The sequence below is a fragment of the Catenulispora sp. EB89 genome, from assembly GCF_041261445.1.
GTDB lineage: Bacteria > Actinomycetota > Actinomycetes > Streptomycetales > Catenulisporaceae > Catenulispora.
Map to the genome: position 1 here is coordinate 1 of NZ_JBGCCU010000031.1, position 18,938 is coordinate 18,938.

General features: G+C 68.8%; 8 protein-coding genes. 2 read left to right on the top strand and 6 right to left on the bottom strand.

Annotated elements, in window-relative coordinates:
• Positions 1 to 464: 464 nt before the first annotated feature.
• The 3 genes from ABH920_RS42360 to ABH920_RS42370 are packed head-to-tail and all read right to left on the bottom strand — an operon-like array spanning position 465 to position 2,276.
• The gene (locus ABH920_RS42360; RefSeq protein WP_370354971.1) at positions 465 to 782 is read right to left on the bottom strand and encodes a hypothetical protein; all 318 of its coding nucleotides are present in this window, start codon (positions 780 to 782) and stop codon (positions 465 to 467) included.
• Between the two features lie 47 nt (positions 783 to 829).
• On the bottom strand, positions 830 to 1,138 hold the full coding sequence (locus ABH920_RS42365; protein WP_370354972.1) for a hypothetical protein: 309 nt from the start codon (positions 1,136 to 1,138) through the stop codon (positions 830 to 832).
• Between the two features lie 52 nt (positions 1,139 to 1,190).
• Complete coding sequence (locus ABH920_RS42370) at positions 1,191 to 2,276, bottom strand: hypothetical protein (RefSeq protein ID WP_370354973.1); 1,086 nt, start codon at positions 2,274 to 2,276, stop codon at positions 1,191 to 1,193.
• A 163-nt stretch (positions 2,277 to 2,439) separates the two neighbouring features.
• Between ABH920_RS42370 and ABH920_RS42375 the strand changes: the two genes are divergently transcribed.
• On the top strand, positions 2,440 to 14,253 hold the full coding sequence (locus ABH920_RS42375; protein WP_370354974.1) for a hypothetical protein: 11,814 nt from the start codon (positions 2,440 to 2,442) through the stop codon (positions 14,251 to 14,253).
• Positions 14,254 to 14,257: 4 nt separating this feature from the next.
• Complete coding sequence (locus ABH920_RS42380; RefSeq protein WP_370354975.1) at positions 14,258 to 16,936, top strand: right-handed parallel beta-helix repeat-containing protein; 2,679 nt, start codon at positions 14,258 to 14,260, stop codon at positions 16,934 to 16,936.
• Between the two features lie 299 nt (positions 16,937 to 17,235).
• Here the strand turns inward: ABH920_RS42380 and ABH920_RS42385 are convergent, their stop codons facing one another.
• The 3 genes from ABH920_RS42385 to gcvH form a co-directional block, all read right to left on the bottom strand.
• Positions 17,236 to 17,649 (bottom strand): hypothetical protein, encoded by a 414-nt coding sequence (locus tag ABH920_RS42385; RefSeq protein ID WP_370354976.1) that lies wholly within the window; start codon positions 17,647 to 17,649, stop codon positions 17,236 to 17,238.
• Positions 17,650 to 17,902: 253 nt separating this feature from the next.
• Complete coding sequence (locus tag ABH920_RS42390) at positions 17,903 to 18,280, bottom strand: hypothetical protein (RefSeq protein ID WP_370354978.1); 378 nt, start codon at positions 18,278 to 18,280, stop codon at positions 17,903 to 17,905.
• A 155-nt stretch (positions 18,281 to 18,435) separates the two neighbouring features.
• Positions 18,436 to 18,816: a glycine cleavage system protein GcvH gene (gene gcvH, locus ABH920_RS42395; RefSeq protein WP_370354979.1), complete on the bottom strand. Its 381-nt coding sequence runs from the start codon at positions 18,814 to 18,816 to the stop codon at positions 18,436 to 18,438.
• Positions 18,817 to 18,938 lie beyond the last annotated feature (122 nt).

The window sequence follows — 18,938 nt, forward strand, 5'->3', positions numbered from 1 at the left end:
CACAAGCAGTGTCCGCCGGCAGACAGCGCGGCCCCCCTCCCCGGAGCGAGTGCCGCTCGCCGCGCAGGCGCCGCCGGAGGCCCTGTCTTTGACTTCAGGCACCCACCACGCTCGACGATTGCCGCCCACGCAACGCGTGCGCAGTGACTCGGACCCGCGCGCGGTCGTGCACACGAACAACCGCCGGCCGCCAGCGCAACCAGCGCGGCACCACCGAACTGCGCCACCCAGCGAAGTCACCAAACCTTAGGCGAAGCCGTAAAAAGCTCTTAAAACCAACAAACTAACCGCATCTGTCGCACCCACTCGGCAACAGCAGCACCCGCACATAAAGCAGGAGCGCCCCAAAGCCGCACCGCGCGCCCGGCCGGCTGATCGCCTCAGCCGCCCGGGCGCGCGCTTCCGTACCGCCCTACTCCTGCTACTCCCGGCTGCTACTGCTACTGCTACTGCTCCTGCAACTCCTACTGCTTCTGCCCCGCAGCGATGACCGCCTTCTGCGTGCCGGAGTCGAAGTCCGCCAGACCCCCCTTGATCTTCTCGAACTGCTGCGCGAAGTTCCCGATGTTGTTCATCGCATTCTGCAGCGTGACGGTGAAGTGCGCGTACGCGTCGTGCAGCGCCGGGCTGGACTGCTCCATGTACAGGCCGCCGCCGGAGCTCAGCATGGCGGTCACCGTGTTCTGGAGGTTGGCCAGGTGGGTGACCAGGTCGGTGTTGGCGTTCTGCAGCTGGGTGCTGACCGTTGCGACCTTGTTGTAGTCGAATACTGCGTCGGACATCTCAAGGCTCCTGTGTTCTCGGATCGGATGCGGCGGGAGGGGGCGTGCTACTTGCCGTTGATGCTCTTGGCGATCGACTCGTCCATCCCGATGATGCTGTTGGCGATGCTCGTGAACTGCTGGGAGAACGAGCCGATGGTCTGGACCGCCGCGACCAGCGAGTCGTTGAAGCTCTTGTAGGCGGTCTGGAAGGCGGGGCTGGACTGCGTCAGGAACAGGCCGCCCTCCTTCGAGCCCAGCAGGCCGTTGACCGTGTTCAGCAGGTTGTTCAGCTGCGTCGGGATGTCGCCGACGGCCTGGTTCAGGGTCGCGGTCGCGGCGTTGATCTGGTCGCTGTTGATGTCGATGTTGGGCATGCGGATCGCCTTTCGGTGCCGGGGTTGTGCTGTCGGGGGGGAGTGCTTGCTGTCAGATCAGTCCGAGGCGGCCGCCACCGCCGCCCCGGCCGCCGCCGTTGTTGCTGCCCTTCGGCGGGTGCATCGCCGGGGAGTCGACCAGGGTCCGGTCGCCGGGGCTGTTGGCGTTGCCGGTCCACTTGTAGTTGTCGGTGGTGCCGTCGGTGTGCTTGGTGACGTCGGTCCAGACCGCGCCGCTGCCGTCCGGGTTCGCGGTGCACGTCGCGGTCTCGGTGGTGCCGTCGGCGTGCGTGATGTGGCTCGTGTAGTTGAACTTGTTGGTGACGTCGTGCGTGGTGCTCTCGGTGTACGTGCCGCCGTCGTAGCTCACGGTGGTGTCGCTCTGCATGACCGGGCTCTGCTGATGGTCCGAGTCCGGCGGGTTGGCCCCGGTGTTGGTGTCCAGCACGCCCTGGTCCAGCTTGACGCTCGTGGTCATGGACGCCGCGTGCGAGCCGAACGGCTGCACGTCGCCGGCGACCAGCGTCTTGTCGTCCGGGGAGGCCGGCTTGTCCCGGAAGCCGAACAGCGGGTTCGTGACGTCCGTGAGGTTGTTGTACGACGTCGGCGCCGCCCCCGGGTCGTCCGGCGTCGGGCTGCCCGGGGCCCACATCGGGATGTGCTGCGTGACGAGGTTGCCGTTCTCGTCGTACGTCTGGAACGTCGTCTCCTCGTTCTTGGTCGCCTGGTAGTGCTTCCAGGCGGCCTCCTTCGAGCCCCAGGCGCTCAGCAGATACTGGTAGCTCTGGTAGTTGATGCTCGCGGCCAGGCCGAGGTCGTTGTCCAGGTACTGCAGGGCCACGGTGCGGAAGGTCTGAGACAGCTTCTCCAACTTGGTCTTCGCGTCGCTCGCGATGTCGGTGAAGTTGTTGTAGAAGTCGTACAGCGACTGGTCCAGCCGGTCGTTCCCGCTGCCGGTGAAGGTGCCGCCGTAGATGGTCGTGCCCTCCATCGAGCTGTCGGTGATGCCCGCCTTCCAGGCCGAGAGCTGCGAGTCGAGGTTGTTCCGCAGCGTGTCCATGTTGTCCGCGGCTGTCTTGAGCTGCGTGTAGTCGATCTGGAACTTCAAGCCGGGGTCCAGCTTGGTCGGGTCCGCCACCGGTGCACTCCTTCCCTGACGTCGTCTCTCATCCGGTGGTACGCATCCGCCTCCGGAAAAGGTTCTCGCCGAGTTCTCGCCGATCGCGGACGCCGCGAGAACCGTAGACGGGTCCGGATACGTACCCCCGTTCGGAACACCGCGACGAACCGGAGGAGGCCGCGTGGCCAGGCCCACTGACTGGTCCAAGCTCGGCCTGGACAGCGACCCCACGCCGGGCAGCCAGGACACCATGGCCGCGCTGGCCAAGATCCTGGACACGGTGCAGGGCCAGGTCGACGAGATGGAGTCGACGATCACCGCGATCGTCAACAACGTCGCCGGCGGCTGGACCGGCAAGACCGCCGACGCGCTGCGCGGCCAGATCAGCGACCAGCTCCAGAAGTTCTTCCGCGGGCTGCAGCAGTGCTTCGACGAAGCCGCCCCGGCGATGCACACCTTCATCTCGGCCCTGGCCCAGCACCAGGCCGACGCCGACACCGCGCTGACCAAGGCCCTCGGCCTGCCGGACAAGGACCCGGGCCTGGCGCAGTACAAGCAGGCCGCGACCCAGGCCGGCTCGGACCTGACGGCGGCGGGCAATACCGCATCCAGCGCCATCGACGACGCCGTGAGCCGGCTGGCCAGCGCCCTGACGCCCTCGGAGATCTTCTGGGAGGCGTTCCAGTGGCTGGCGCTGATCCTCGGCGTGGTCGGCCTGATCTTCGGCGGCCCGCTGGCGATCCTGGCCTGGCTGGCGAACATCGCCCTGTTCATCAAGACCATCGTCGACTTCGCGCACGGCGACACCAACTTCCTGGGCCTGTTCCTGAGCTTCCTGGGCATCATCGCGCCGATGACGAAGGGCATCGGCGGCGACCTGGCGAACCTGATCAAGGGCGGGTTCGGGAAGATCATCAACGGTGTCGACAAGTTCGGCGGCACCATCGGGAACCTGTTCACCGACGTCAAGACCCTGTTCATCGACTTCAGCACGATCGGGGTGCTGGGCTCGATCAAGGTGATCGGCGTGCTCGGCATGAAGGCCGGGCTGTGGGTCTTCGACAAGATCCTGACCTTCCCGAACGTGATCACCAAGATCGGCGCCCTGGCCTTCGAGAAGTTCACGAACATCGACCAGTACCTGATCAGCGGCCTGAAGTTCCTCGGCGACGGCTTCGGCAAGGGCATCGACTTCGTGCTGACCGAGATCGGCACCGGCCGCTTCGTCCGGCTGTTCCTGCCGGTCACGAAGGACGAGTTCACCGCGCTGAACTTCGGCGGCGCGCTGTGGCGCTCCTTCGAGCGCACGTTCCCGGGCATCGTGCCGATGAACAAGGTGCTCGACGACCAGTTCACGCTCTTCCAGCTCACCAAGAGCCTGAACCTGCCGGCGGACGCGATCGCCAAGATGACGCTGAACCTGAAGACCATGCACGACTTCAACCCCGCCCACGGCATCAACTACGTGCCGATGCCGAACGGGACGCTGTTCGTCCCGGAGAAGTTCCTGACCTCGATCAAACTGAACGACATCAGCACCATCGACTCCCTGATCAAGCCCAACCTGCTCGACCCGCACTTCAACGCCGGCAACCTGGACAACCTCGGCAAGATCGACCCGCACTTCGACATCGGCAACCTCGACAATCTCGGCACCTTCAACAAGATCGGTTCCGGGAACCTCAGCACCGTCACCGTGCACGGCCTGGAGCAGCTCGACGGCTTCAAGCCGATCGAGATCACCAATCTGGCCCACGCCGACAGCATCGCCGTGGTCAAGATCGGCGACAGCATCTCGCTCACCGGCGTCGAGAAGGAGATCGCGGTCGCCAAGCTGCCGACGTTCACCGGCGCCGACCACATCGCCACCGTCGACGTGCACGAGCAGGTCCCACGGGTCGAGATCTCCGCCGCCGCGACCGCCGAGGCCGTCCCGATCCACGACGTGCTCAGCCTGGTCAAGAACGTGGAGGTCGCCGGCGGGAACCTCGCCGAGCACAACCTGGCCGACCTCGGCACCCTGAACACCTCGATCGACCACAGCCTGGCCGGCCAGGCCGGAGCCCTGCACGGCCTGGGCGCCGAGAACATCGCGGTCCGCGCCGAACCCATCGGCAGCCTCCACGACGTCGTCGGCGTCGGCGGCCTCACGGCCGACCACCTGGCGGTCGCCAAGCAGGCCTTCGACCACCAGATCAGCACCTTCGCCGGGAAGATCGCCCCCGACGTGCTGGACAAGATGGGGACCGACTTCCTCACCCAGATCAAGGACGTGCACTCCGGCTGGCGCGATCCCCGGATGGTCGATCCCCGGCTCTCCGAATTCCAGGTCAACAGGCTGATCGACAACCTGCCCAAGCAGTTCACCAAGGAGTTCGAGCGCGCCGGCTGGATCGACGACCTCGGCAAGGGCGTCAAGGACGACCCCGGCTACCTCAAGCTCAGCCTCGACGCCAAGGCCAAGTTCGACCAGGAGATCGCCACCCGCGTCGGCTCCGGCTTCGACCGCGTCTGGTCGGCGAAGAACGCCGCGTTCGGAGACGGCACCGATCTGCCCGCCCTGAAGCTGGCGCTCGCCGCCGACCTGCGGACCGCGCTGGGCAAGGCGCTGGAACGCGACGACTGGATGCGCAAGGCCGGCGCCGCGTTCGAGCACGGACTCGGCGAGAACGCCGGCATCGCCGGCAAGCTGCCGCCGGCCGAGCTGGCGAAGTTCCGCCAGGAGTTCCTGAGCACCGCGGACAAGATCTTCCAGGACGCCAAGGCCAACAAGCTCACGTTCACCGCGGACGTCCAGGACGGCCTGGCCGGCGCCCTGACCCACGACATGCACAGCAAGCTGGCCGACCAGATCGCCCGGATCTCGAAGATCAACTCCAACGGCCTCAAGGGTCGCGCCATCGCCTCCGACTGGGCCGCCGCCAACCCGCACGAGGCCGCGCTGGTCGGCGACTCCGGCATCCAGCGGCTGCTCCACGACCTCAGCGGCGACCTGCGCAAGATCCCGCCGGGCTCCCGGCCGCAGATCTTCAACCAGGTGCTCAAGAACTTCGAGGGCAAGCTCGCCTTCGAGGCCGACCTGCGCACCGTGCTGGCCGACGCCGCGCATGCCTTCCACGGCGCGCCCGAGGACGCCGCGAAGTTCCGCGAGAACACCGTCCTGGACTTCCTGTCCGGGCACCCGCTGCCGAACGGCATGCCGCACGGCATGACCCCGGACGTGGCGAAGGACTGGCTGTCCTGGGAGAAGGACAACGGCGACGTCTTCGGCAGCACCCTGTCCCAGCTGCACCCGGTGGACAAGACCGCGGCCTGGAGCCAGGCCCGCATCGACCTGGCGAAGGACGTCCAGCCGAAGATCCAGCTCGAGAAGCAGATCGCCCCGAAGATCACCGCCGCCCTGGACCACTTCGACACCAAGCTCGACAAGTGGGCCGAGGACCACGGATCGGTGTCGATCGCGAACCTCAAGGCGTGGCGGGACGAGTTCGACAAGGCCCTGCGAGACGCCGGACCTGCCGTCCTGCACGACCCGCCGGCCTTCGACCGGCTCACCAAGGACCTGCTCGACGGCCTCGACCACCGCCTGGGCTCCGAACCCGAGGTCGCGGCGCTCAAGGGACAGGCGGACATCCGGTTCCAGGACGCGGTCAAGGACTGGGCCGCCAAGACCGGCGGAACCCCCTCCTTCTTCGGCTTCACCAAACTCACCGAGGACTTCCAAGCCCACATCGGGGACCTGATCGGCGCCGCGCGCCACGGCCTCGGCGACGGCGGCGGCCTGGACGTCGCGAAGTTCGCCAAGGGCCTGGACGACCACATCGCCGGCATCGGCGCGAAACTCGACAAGGAAGCCGGACTCGGCCACCTGGAGGCCGACGCGTTCGAGAAGGCCTACGGCGGCTGGCTCGGCCACGACGTCCCGCTGGCCGACGGGTTCTCCGCCGACCGGCTCACCGACCTGGCCTCGGAGTTCCGCTCGATCTCCCGCACGCTCACCGACCACCTGGGCGCCGACGAGGCCAAGCCGATCATCGACGACCTCGCCTCGCGCCTGCCGGAGCGCTTCGATCTGGAGCTGCGCGGCCTGTCGCGGATCGACGCCGCCGACGACGCCTTCACCCACGGCCTGCAGGACTGGCACAGCCCGGCGGGCATGCGCGGCCTGACAGACCCCGAGATCGGCCAGGTCCGCACCGAGTTCACCGCGGACGCCAAGGAACTGACGAAGGTCCCTGACACCTTCTGGACCGGCGCGCGCCTGGACGCCAAGCAGATCCGCGCCGTCGTCGCCGGCTGGGACTCCCGGCTCGGCGACCTCGCCGCGGCGGTCCCCGGACGCCTGAACTTCGAGGCGCACCTGCTCGACGAGCTGTCGCACGCCTCCGAACTGCTCGGCGACGGCGCGAAGTACGACCACATCGTGCAGGACTTCCGCCAGGACTTCACCCACCAGTTCCACGACGTGTGGGGCAACGGCCGCAACGCCGACGACTGGCTGGCCAAGGAACAGCGGAACGGGGACGTGTTCACCAACGGTCCCGGCGTGCAGATCCCGAAGACCTCGCTGGAGCTGCGGCCGCTGGACTCGCACCCGGTTGCGCCCGACCCGCGTCCGCAGAACGTCGCCGGGACCTGGGGCCGGCCGGTCGACCTGAGCGCCTGGGACAGGGCCTGGCACCACGAGGTCGACGCGATGTTCAGCGGCAACGGCATCCTCAGCCTCGGCACCGTCAAGGACGGCGTGGCGACCGGCGGCAACAAGGCCATCACGCGGATGTTCAACGACACCAAGTTCGGCGACGCCGCGAAGGTCCAACTGCAAACCGACCTCGACGCCCTGCACAAGAGCCTGGCCGATCCCGAGGTGTCCTCGGCCGCCGCGCGCCCGCTGCTCCAGAACCTCTTCGACCACAATCTCAAGGGCGACACCCGGGCCAGCAAGTTCCCGGTCTCGGCGCTGAACGACGCGCTGGAATCCCTCAACGCCAAGCTCCTCGCCGAGGTGCACGGCGGCAACTCCGGCCTGCATCCGTGGCCGTTCGACGGGAGCGCGAAGAAGCCCGACTACGTGGTGGCCGGACCCGATGGCAAGGTCCCCAAGCCCGGCGAGAACGGGTTCGGCGGCACCGAGGACACGTTCTTCAACTCGGTGACTCACGTCGGCGACCACCTGCGATACAACTCGGTGAAGGACTTCGCTGACGTCGGCAAGGGCGTGCGCAGCGCGGTCGACTCCAAGCTCAAGGCCTACGGCGACAAGCAGGTCCGGGTGGTCGTCGACCTCACCAAGGCGCCGGGCCTGGAGGCCGCGCCGGGCCGCGATCTCACGGCACTGATCGGGCATGTCACCGACGCCTACACCGGGGGTGCCGCCTGGGACGGCCCGACCCGGCTGATCCAGAGCGACCTGATCGTCCCCGGCCACTTCCTCGGCCAGCCCGACCCGGCGGTGCTGAGCTTCCGCTTCCGCTCCGACGGCCTGGTGTACCTGGACAGCGCGGGTGCCGGCTGGGGCCACGTGGCCGAGCTCGGCGACCACGCGCCGGCCGACGCGCACCCGGCCGTGGACGTGCCGAGCCTCGACGGCGGCATCTTCCTGCACCCCGACCTGCCCGGCGGCGGCCGGATCCTGCCCGGCGGCCTGCTGCTGTCGAACCAGGCGAAGGACCTGGCGCTGGCTTCCAAGCTCCCGAAGTACGACGGCGCGTTCCTGCTCGTCACCCACTTCGACGACGTCCGGGGCCAAGCCCACGTCAACGACGTCCCGGTGCCGCACGGCCTGGTCGGCGGCTACTTCCGGTCCGGGCTGCTGCCCTGGCGCGACGGCCAGCTGATCGTCGTGGTCGGCTGCGGCGCCGAGGACCTGGCCGCGGCCCTGCGCACCGAGCTGCACACCCCGACGGTCGGCGAGACGCACGACTTCGTCACGACGCACGACGGGTTCACCTACACCGGTCCCGAGTCCTGGAGCGAGCACGGGCCGGACGTCCGGACGTCCCAGCCGGACTGGCGGCCCACGCCGGACGTGCTGGAAGCCGGTCCGCACGACGACGGCGGCGCGCGGTTCAAGCTGTTCCTGCCGGGCGACCTGGAGACCGAGCCCTACCGCCTCGGGTCGGACTTCGGCCAGGCGATGCGCCGGCTCGGCTTCGACCCGTCGAGCTCGGTCTCGAACCTGGACTACCTGGGCAAGCTGGCCAAATTCGAGGACGGGCCGTCGGCGGTCAAGGCGGGCCTGCAGGCCTTCGCCGACAAGGTGTTCGCCGCGCATCTGCCGCCGACCGAATCGCTGAAGACGGCCCTGACCGACCTCGGCCGTCCCACCGGGATCGGGGTGGACTGGAAGTCCGGCGGCGTCCCGATCGACCAGGATCTGCGCACTTATCTGCGAGACCTGGCCGACCTGGAGGCCAAGAGCCCGGACGGCGCCCGGGACTGGCGGCTGACCGGACTGAAGCAGGATCCTGATCTCGGGCCGGCGTTCAAGGACCACCTGTTCCCGGACGGCGTCCCGCCGCAGCGCCTCTACGTCGGCCACAGCGATGTGGGCCCGGACGGGGGTCCGGTGGCCGGCCACGACTTCGTGGACGTGATCAGCCGGATCGAGCGCGGCACCACCCCGAGCGTGGACATCGTGCACGTCGGCCAGGACTACCTGGACCACTGGACGGGGGCGCTGTCCGACGGCCGGGGCGTGCAGGAGCTGAAGGCCAAGTTCGGCGCGGCCGGCGCCGCCGAGATCGAGGTCGTCCGCTTCGACGACCTCGGGAAGCCGGGGAGCAAGCTGGGCACGCTCAGCACCGGCGTCGGCGACGGCGTCCACATCCGGCTCACGCTCGTGGGGACGGCCGCGACCTTCAAGCCGCTGCTCAAGGCTGGCGAGCCGCTGGTCCTGGTCGCCGGCGGCAAGAGCGCCGCCGACGCGCTGTCGGCCGGAAAGGCGCTGCTGTATCAGGGTGCCGACCATGTCGGCGCGGTCGGCGCGGCCGGCGAGGCGCACTTCCTGGACCAGCTCGCGCACTGGGGCACCGCGATCGGCGGCAAGTACTCGCCGATGACGAACATGCTCTACGCCTTCGGCAAGCAGGACCTGTTCAAGGACACCTCGGATCCGGCGCGCCTGCGGATCGTCGCGGACCTGGCGAAAAACGATCTGCACCTGGCGCCGTGGCGCGAGTTCTCCGACCTGATGGCGGTCGGGCACGACGCGAACGTGGCGCAGCTCGGGCAGTTCAGCCGGAAGATCTGGGAGCAGGGCGCGGCCGGGGCCGAGATCAAGGACGCGGTGAAAAAGCTGACCGGGCTCGCTTCACCGACGCTGAAGGATCTCGACGCTTTCGAGAAGCGGATCTCCGGGCTCGTCGGGACCACCGGGAAGTGGAGCGCCGACGCCGGCAAGGACATCGACGACCTCATCCGCCGGATGCATGACCTGAGCCTGGACGACGCCGATGTCATCGACGTCATGGAGGTCGAGCACACGCCGACCGGCGCCTACGTCCAGGACAACAAGTTCTTCCACCCGGACCTCCCGGGCCACGGCTACGTCCTGCACGACAGCCTCCTGCTCTCGAACCGCCCCGCCGACCTGCGGCTGTCCGACGGCGTCCCGCGCTACGACGGCGTGTTCCGCCTCATGACGCACTTCGAGAAGCCCACGGACGAGTTGTTCGTCAACGGCACGCGCCTCCCGGCCGAGCTCGCGCACGACTTCCTCACCTCCGGCGTCACCGACTGGCGCCCCGGCATGCCGATCCTGGTCGTCGGCTGCGGCGCCGAGGGCGTCGCCGACCTGCTGCGCACCCGTCTGCAGGTGGCGACAGTCGGGGCCACGCAGGACATCAACGCGCTCGACGACCATGCCCTGTTCACGTTCACCGGCGATATCGGCGCGGGCAAGAACGTGGTGGACGAACCGCTGTCCAGCCACGGCTTCTGGACCGACCCGCCGAAGGACCTGACCGGCGCGCCGGTGGCGGACGGGAAGTCCTCGTTCAAGCTGTTCCTGCCGGGCGACGCCGAGCACGGGATCTCCTATCCGCTCGGCTCCGACCTGGTCCGCGCGATGAACCTGCTGGGCCTGCGGCGTACCGACATGCCCGCGCTTGAGAAGCTCGACCTGGACATGATCGACGCGACGACGTCCTCGTGGGCGCACGACCTGCACCTCCAGATCGGCGGCCGGGACTACCGCGTCACGGTCCGGGACGACGAGCTCAATCCGGCTCTGCAGAATCCGTGGCTGATCATCCCGAACCTGGACCACGACCTCCATCTCCAGGTGGGCCGCAACGACGGTGCCGGGACTCCGCTCGGCCAGTTCTGCGGATACCTGTCAGTGCACTGGCTCACGCAGACCGATCACAGCCTGCCACTGGGGTTCAAGGACCTCGGCGGGTTCCGGGACGACGCCGTGCGGACCGTGACGGGCTGGATGACCGGCGCGCACGGCCCCGACGGGATCGCGGCGATCGACAGCCACGCGGTGCGGGCGCTGAGCGGGGGCCGGCCGGCGGTGCAGCTGGGGCTCACCGACTTCACCCATCAGCTGGACGATCTTCCGGGCGGGACGCGGATCGTCTACTCGACCAACGGCCGCGCCGTGGACGACGGGTTCCAGGTGCTGGGCGGCCACTCCATGGCCGCCGTGCTGGAGGACGGCGGCGGGGTCCGGGTGTTCGACCCGGACCAGGGCCACGGGCTGATCCATTTCCCGGACCGCCAGAGTTTCCTCGATGATCCGTTCACGCAGCGCGCCACCACGTTCGTGGTCGAGGACAAGGTCGTCACGCCAGCACCCGCTTCGACCTCACCGACCCACACCCCGCCGGACACCACGGTCACGAAGGTCACCGACGTCCCCAAGGTCACCGACGTCCCCGAGGTCGCCAAGGTCGAGACGGTCTTCGACGTCGACCCGCTGACCCACAACCCCTGGGCGACCCCGGACCCGGCGACCGTTGTCGCCAAGTTCACCGCCTTCGTCGACGCCGTCCGCGATATCAGGCCGCCGCACCCGGTGAACCCCTGGCGGCAGATCACCGTGCTGGGCCGCGACGGCAAGCCGACCGGCGAGGTCTACGCCGTCGACGACCTGAACGGCCGCTGGGCGAAGCTCGGGGTCGCCGACTCCGTCGACGCGCACCACCTGTGGGACGGCAGCCGCGGTCCGTACCTCGGCAAGGGAAGCGTCACCGTCCGGCCGAACGGCGACGTCGTCCTGGTCGGCGAGGACAAGAAGCCCTTCTACCTCAAGGAGAACCTCGGCGACGGCCGGTTCGTGGAGGTGTTCCGCGCGCTGGACGGAAAACGCCACTGGTTCGAGTGGAAGGGCGACGGGCCGGACCGGGAGCTGCTGTTCAGCGGCAAGCGCATCTTCGAGACCAACGCCGACGGCGCCGTCTACAAGGACCTCTACCAGAACGGCCACATCGCCCGCGACTACCGCGTCACGCTCGACAAGGGCCTGATCCGCGCCGAGCGCGGCCTCGGGGACCAGCGCGGCCTGTGGGTCTGGAACCGCTACGACAAGGACGGGAACTTCGTCGCCAAGGGCATCCGCGAATATCAGGGCTCCGCGTGGAAGGACACCCTGACGTTCGGCGAGGCGGGGGCGAAGACCGAGGTGGTCGTCGCCAAGCAGTGGAGCATGTGGTTCACCAAGTGGGGCCACGCGGCGCACTTCCGCGAGCACACCATCGACATCAAGGACGGCAAGCTCGGCGATCCGCTCAAGACCATGCACACCTACAAGGAGATCTCGCCGCAGGACAAGGAGACCGGCTCCAGCGAGTTCATCGGCGAGAACCGGATCCTGGTGCTCCAGCGGGTCTCCGAGCAGCGCATCCCGACCTGGTTCGCCCGGTGGTTCGCCGAGATCGACGTCCCCAACCGGGGTTTGTTCGGCGGGGTGTCCGGCGTGGACAGCCGGTTCCAGATCTACGCCTGGACCGAGCACGAGATCGTGCCCGCCGGCAAGCCGCTCGGCGCGCCGATCCAGCGGGCCGGCGGCATGCGCGTGGCGATCCCGGACGGCTCCACGTTCGACTTCGTCACGGTCGCCGCGGCCGGCGGCAAGGACACCGGCGTGCTGGTGCGCGCGGTCGTGAAGCTGGACGACGGCAGCAAGCTGGAGGTCGGCCGCGACCTGGACAGCGGCAAGTGGGCCTCGCTCGCCGGCGGCGTGCCGGCGGTGGACGGCCGCACGCTGAACTGGCGGCAGGTCGGTTCCGACAAGAAGGTGATCAGCCAGGGCGTGCGGACGTTCGGGCCGGGCCATCAGTGGACGGACACGCTCGGCGACGAGGCCAAGACGATCGTCCGCTCGACCGACGACCTCGGCCGGGTCACGTACAACCTCGGCCGCGACACCTCGCTCACCCGCGATCCGATCGGCCTGATCACCAAGCGCACCGACAGCTTCCCCAGGGTCGGCGGCAAGGGCGAGATCGTCGCCGGGAGCGGGAACCCGCTGTCCGGGAAGTGGAAGTGGGAGGTCACCGGCGCCGACGGCACTGTGGCCGGCGGCCTGCGGTTCCCGTTCCGCAGCCATCCGGACCTGGGCAGCTGGGACGACTCGTTCGTCGACTTCCAGAAGGTCGACGGGATCTCCAAGGTGGTGCCGATCCGGGAGATCCGCGCCCTGGACAAGGGCCGCGGCCTGGCCGCGTACAAGGTCGGAGACGTCTGGCACAGCGACATCCGCGGCCTGGACGGCGCGGTGAAGGCCGACAGCCACGCGATCCGGCAGTGGAAGGCGGACGACGGCACGTGGGGTGCGAACCCCAAGCCCGGAACCGACATGCAGCCGTGGCGCGACGTTCCCGAGTCGGCGCATGGGAACCTCGTCGATCCGCCGGTGCTGCGCACGGTCGTGGACGGCAAGGTCCGGCTCTACGACATCAAGGACGGAACCCCCGAGGCCAACATCTGGTCCGAGTTCGACCACGGCGGCGGCTTCCGGGCGAAGAAGCTCGTCGGCGTCACGCCCGGCGGCAAGGAGATCTACCGCGAGACCCACGCCGCCACCGGTCAGTGGATCGAGACCCTGGCCGACGGAACGCGGATCCGCTACCGCTCCCTCAACGGTTTCATCAACACCCGGGACACCTTCGGGCGCTGGAGCGTCCGGCCCGACTTCGAGATCTCCGGCCGCTGGAAGACCGGCGGACGCGAGTACGAGTTCAAGGGCGCGGGCACCGAGTTCCGCGGCTACAACCGGATGTGGCGCGAGCCGAACCGGCTCCAGTACCGGGGCATCGACGGTGTCGACGGCAAGTTCGTGAACCCGAACTGGCTCAAGGCCCAGAAGGTGCTTCTGGACTTCCTGCAGGACTACACCTTCGACGTCATCGCCAACATCCTGATCACCGGGGCGGTCAACAACTGGAACTTCTCGCCGGCGGACTGGGGGAAGATCTTCGCCGGCGGCGCTGTGGGTTCGGGTGTGAAGGGTGCCTCCAACGCGCTCCAGGAGACGCTGCTGAAGAAGTTCAAGGACGGCGTCGGGAATGTGGACAGCGGCAAGTTCTGGGGTCGTGCCCCGTACAACCACGACAAGACGTGGGACAACGAGTGGGCCGGCAACGAGAACCCGCGGCGCTGGCGCTCGGGCCTGTACGACTACGGCGTCAACAACCTGCTGACCAGTGCCATCGGCGGCTTCGTCTCCACAGCGTTCACCTCGACGGTGTTCGGGATCGGGCCGCACCACATCACGGTGTCCGGCCTGCAGTCCCTGGAGGCCGGCGGGCTGGGCATGGCCGGGGCGCTGACCGGCGGGCTGCTGGCCGTGGGGCCGCGGACCATGCTGCACCAACTAGGCTCGGGCCGTTACTTCCACCAGGGCGGGATCCCGGATCTGTTGATCACCTTCGGCGAGAAGACTTTCGAGAAGTGGTTCATCGGTGATGTGCTTAGCCCGGCGCTGCATCTGAAGATCACGCCTCCGCCGCCGATACTGGGGACCGGCCAGGGACCATGGAACGGATGACCAAGTGACAGACCCGATACGCGTCTCGGCCCGGGGCCGGGGCGACGGCGCCGTCGATGCGGCTCTGCGGACCGCGAAGCCGGGCGCGGTGCTCGTGCTGGAGGCCGGGGAGTATCGCGAGAACCTGGTGTTGGACCGGCCGCTGAGCATTGTCGCGGCGGCCGGGGTGCGGGCCGGGCAGATCGTGATCAGGGGTGTCGCCGGGTCTGAGCGTGCGGTGTTGACGGTCTCGGCGGACGTGCGGGTGTGGGGGATCACCATCGATGCCGGGGATGGGGCTACCGGGGCCGGAGGCGGGGCTGGAGCTGCCGGAGCCGGAGGCGGAGCTGCCGGAGGCGGAGCCGGGGCTGTTGGCGCCGGGAGTGGGGACGGCGCCGGGGGCGGGAACGTGGCCGGCCGGGCTGGAGGCGGTAGCGGCGTGGCGGTGAGCGTCACGGCTGGGGCCGCCGAGTTCGGGCGCTGCGAGGTCCTCAGGGGGCGGATCGAGGTGTCGGGCGATGCCGCGCCGATGCTCCGGGACTGCACCGTCTCCGAGAGCCCGGCGGTGGGTGTGCTGGCCGCCGACCGCAGCCAGGTCACCCTCGAACGGTGCCAGATCCGGGACGGCGAGGCGATCGGCGTGGCAGGGCTCGACGATGCCGTGCTGCGGATTTCGGAGTCGGGCGTCAGCGGCTGCGGCGGGATCGGGTTGCGGTTGTTGGGGAACGCGTCCGCTCAGGTGCGGAAGTCGAGCTTCGAACGGATCGGGGAGGCCGCGGTCCAGGTCGAGGAGGCGGCCCGGCTGACGATGGCCGGGACCCGGGTCGAGGGGACCGGGCGTACCGGGGTGTTCGCCGGGGGTACCGCGACTCTCGAGCTGACGGACTGCGAGGTCGCGGAGACGCGCGGCAGCGGTATCGCCTATCGGTTGCAGTCGAGTGGCTCGGTGTCGGGGACCACGGTGCGGGACACGACCGGCAACGGGGTCATCGCCGGCGGCGACGCCGAGGTGCGGCTCGTCGGCTGCACGGTGGAGCGGTCGGCGTTCAGCGCTGTCCACGCGGACGGCCGGGCCACGCTCGGCGTCGAGGACTGCCACGTCTCCGACACGCCCGAGCACGGGATCAGGGTGACCGGCCGGGCGCTGCTGCGGGTCGAGGGCGGCACGGTGTCCGGGGCCGCGATGAGCGGGATCCATCTGGAGGGGGACAGCGACGCGGAGGTGTCGGGGTGCGAGATCTCCGGGTCGCGGGTCGGGGCGGCGATTCAGACGAGTCGCAGGCCTCTGTTCCGCGAGGTCGGGGTCAGGGACACCGAGAGCTCCGGCTTCGAGATTGGTAAGCGGAGCAACCCGATCCTGTCCTCGTGCCGCGTCGCCGAGGCCGGCTCGGCGGGGATCTTCGTCGATGCCGGCAGCGCGGCCCGGATCGAGGACTGCGAGATCAGTGATCCGGCCGGCAGCGGCGTCGTGGTGTGGGCCGACGCTTCGCCGATCGTGACCGGGCTGACAGTCTCGGGTGCGGGGAAGAACGGCGTGTACGTCAAGGACGGCGGGCACGGGATCTTCGACCGGTGCACCGTTTCGGCGTCGGAGTTCCCGGCGCTGCACGTGGGGGCCGACGCCGATCCGGTGTTCCGGCTGTGCCGGATCCGGGACGTGGGGGAGGACCTGGCGCTCGGGGAGAACGCGCGGCCGGTGTTCGAGGACTGCGTCGTCGAGAACGTGAAGATCTCGACGATGCCCGCTGCCGGGGAGCCTTCGGCTTCGCGGGCCGGCCGGGCGGGTTCCGGTGGCGGCGGTGGCTCGGCGGTGGCGGTCGCCGGAGCGGGCGGTTCTTCCGGAGTAATCGGCGCCGAAGACGCGGAGGGCGCCGACGTCGAAGCGTCCGGCCCCGAGACCATCGACGACCTGCTCGGCGAACTGAACTCCCTGATCGGCCTGGCCCGCGTGAAGCAGGACGTGGCGGCGCTGATCAACCTGATGCGCATGGTGAAGCGCCGCACCGAGGCAGGCCTGGCCCCGCCTCCCCTGAGCCGGCACCTGGTCTTCGCCGGAAACCCCGGCACCGGCAAGACGACCGTGGCCCGCCTGTACGGCAGGATCCTGACGGTCCTGGGCATGCTGGAGTCCGGCCACCTGGTCGAGGCCGACCGCGGTGCCCTCGTCGGCGAGTACGTCGGCCACACCGCCCCGAAGACCACAGCCGTCTTCCGCCGGGCGCTCGGCGGCGTGCTGTTCATCGACGAGGCCTACGCCCTGGTCCCGGCAGGCATGTCGAACGACTTCGGCCAGGAGGCGATCGCCACCCTGGTGAAGCTGATGGAGGACCACCGCGACGACGTGGTGGTGATCGTCGCGGGCTACCCGGAGGACATGAACAGGTTCATCTCGGTGAACCCGGGCCTGGCCTCCCGCTTCTCCCGCACCCTGACATTCGACGACTACACCCCCGACGAACTCGTGGAGATCGTCGGCCATCAGACCGAGGCACACCAGTACGAGCTGACCCTGGCCGCCAAGGCGGCGCTCGCGGCCTACTTCTCGACAGTGCAGAAGGGCGCCGGCTTCGGCAACGGTCGCGCGGCGCGCCAGGTGTTCCAGAAGATGACGGAGCTGCACGCCATGCGCGTCGCCGCGATGGATGGGGACGACGTGAGCGCGGAGGACCTGTTCCACCTGCGGGCGGAGGACGTGCCCGGCTGAGCGGTGCGGCTCCGTACCGTTTTGACCAGATGCGCTGCTGGCCGTGCTGCTCGGCGTGACCGAGACGGAACTGCCGGCTTTCACCCACGGACTGCCCGAACTGTTCGCCGCCCAAGGACCTGGCTGCCGCGACCGCGCTGGCCGAGTTCCTGGACCTGCTGGCCCGCGCCGCCGGGCATGAGCCCGGCAAACGGGAGGGCCAGGACGAGCCTCAGGACTGGGCCACTGGCCGCGAGACTCGCCTCCGACGGGAACCGACAGCCGGCACCACCAGACCGGTGACCCGGATGGCCGCAGGTTCACCTCAGTTTGATCGTGAGACCCTCGAGTTGAGCGGAGGCGAGGACGGTGAACGAGGCCGTGGAACCCTCGTCCACGAACGTGTTGGTGCCGTCGGCCGCGGCGCGCGTCGTCGCGACGGAGGCGCTCGTGGCCGGGAGGGTCACCTCGATCGGGGCGTCCGACAGCGGGAACGGGTCATTGGTGATCGTCACGCTGGCAGAGGTGGCCGGCGGTGTGACGGTGACGGTGTCACCGGCGCCGAGCAGCGTCAGGTCGTCGAAGCCGGTCTGGTGGCCGGCGGCGTCGAAGAAGGTGATCTGGACCTCGGCCTCGTCGATGAGCGCCGCGTGCGCAGGAGCCGCCAGAGCCAGTGGTGCGGCGGCTAGCCCCGTCACGCAGATGGCAGCGACGATTCTGGACTGGACAGACACGGGCGCGCACCTCTCAAGGAACTGTCAACGGTAAGGCGGGGCTGCCGCCCAACCCCACCTTCCCGACCCCGGTACCGGCAAAACGGCCGAAAACCCACAACCCATCACGACCCGCCGACCGTGCGGATCTCCGACACGAGGTTCCGCGACGACCTCGGCGACAACGCGTACGCATCGCTCGGCCCCTGGCGGAGCATGCCTGCCGCCGCTGGGGCAGCTGAACCCGTGCGTGCGCGAAACGTACGGAAGTCCGCTACCCGACGACGAACTCGACCTGCTGGCAGGCCAGCTCCGTCCCGTCCTTCGCGGAGACGGTGATCGTGCCCTTCCAGGTTCCACGCGGCGGCTGGATGTCGAGCGTCGTGGGGAACACGAGCTCGACCGGGCCGGGGCCCTTGGGCGTCGGCTGACCGTCCAGCAGTTCCGTCCACGTGAACGTCTCGTTGACGAGGGCGATGAGGCCGAACTTCAGCACCAGGCGGCCGGTGGTCCCGTCGCCCGGCAGCTTTGTCAGATCTCCCCCGAGGATGAATCGCAGCTCCTTGCCGCTTACTGGCGGGTCGGGCCGCATCGCGGTTGAGGTGACGTGCAGCATGCCAGCCGAAGCGCCGCAGTCCGTGAAGGTCGCCATGTCGACAACCCTACCCACCAGGAAATAGCCTCTATGAGATTCCTGAGATGCTAAACCGCCCCAACGAGTGAAGCCGTTGGCCGAGGTTGCACAGGGTTCCCACCGTCCCCGGCACAGGGGAGGCCTTCTGGTCCGAGCAGGCTCCTACGCCTCGATCATGCCTGTCCCTTGATCATGGCCGCGTAGGCACTTTCGTCCATGAGGCTGTTGAGTTCGGTCGCGTCGCTCACTCTCATCTTGAAGATCCAGCCGGCTCGCAGAGGATCTTCGTTGATCTGCTCCGGCGCGTCGGCCAAGGTCTCGTTGATCTCGGTCACCGTTCCGGATACCGGCATCGTGATCGCGCTCGCGGCCTTGACCGACTCGATGACGGCCGCTTCATCGCCCTTGGCGAGTTCGGCTCCGACCTCGGGCAGCTGGACGAACACCAGGTCCCCGAGATGGGACTGGGCGAAGTCCGTGATGCCGACCGTGACCACCCCGTCGGCTTCGACTCGCAGCCACTCGTGCTCCACGGTGTACTTGACCTGCGACATGTGTCTCCCTGCGGCTCATCCGAGCTCTGCGAAAACGGCATATGCCGCGCCGGGCATCCTGCCCGGCAGCGGAAGTCGTCATACGTGAGAATCAGTATTCGATGATCGCGGCATCCGACTTG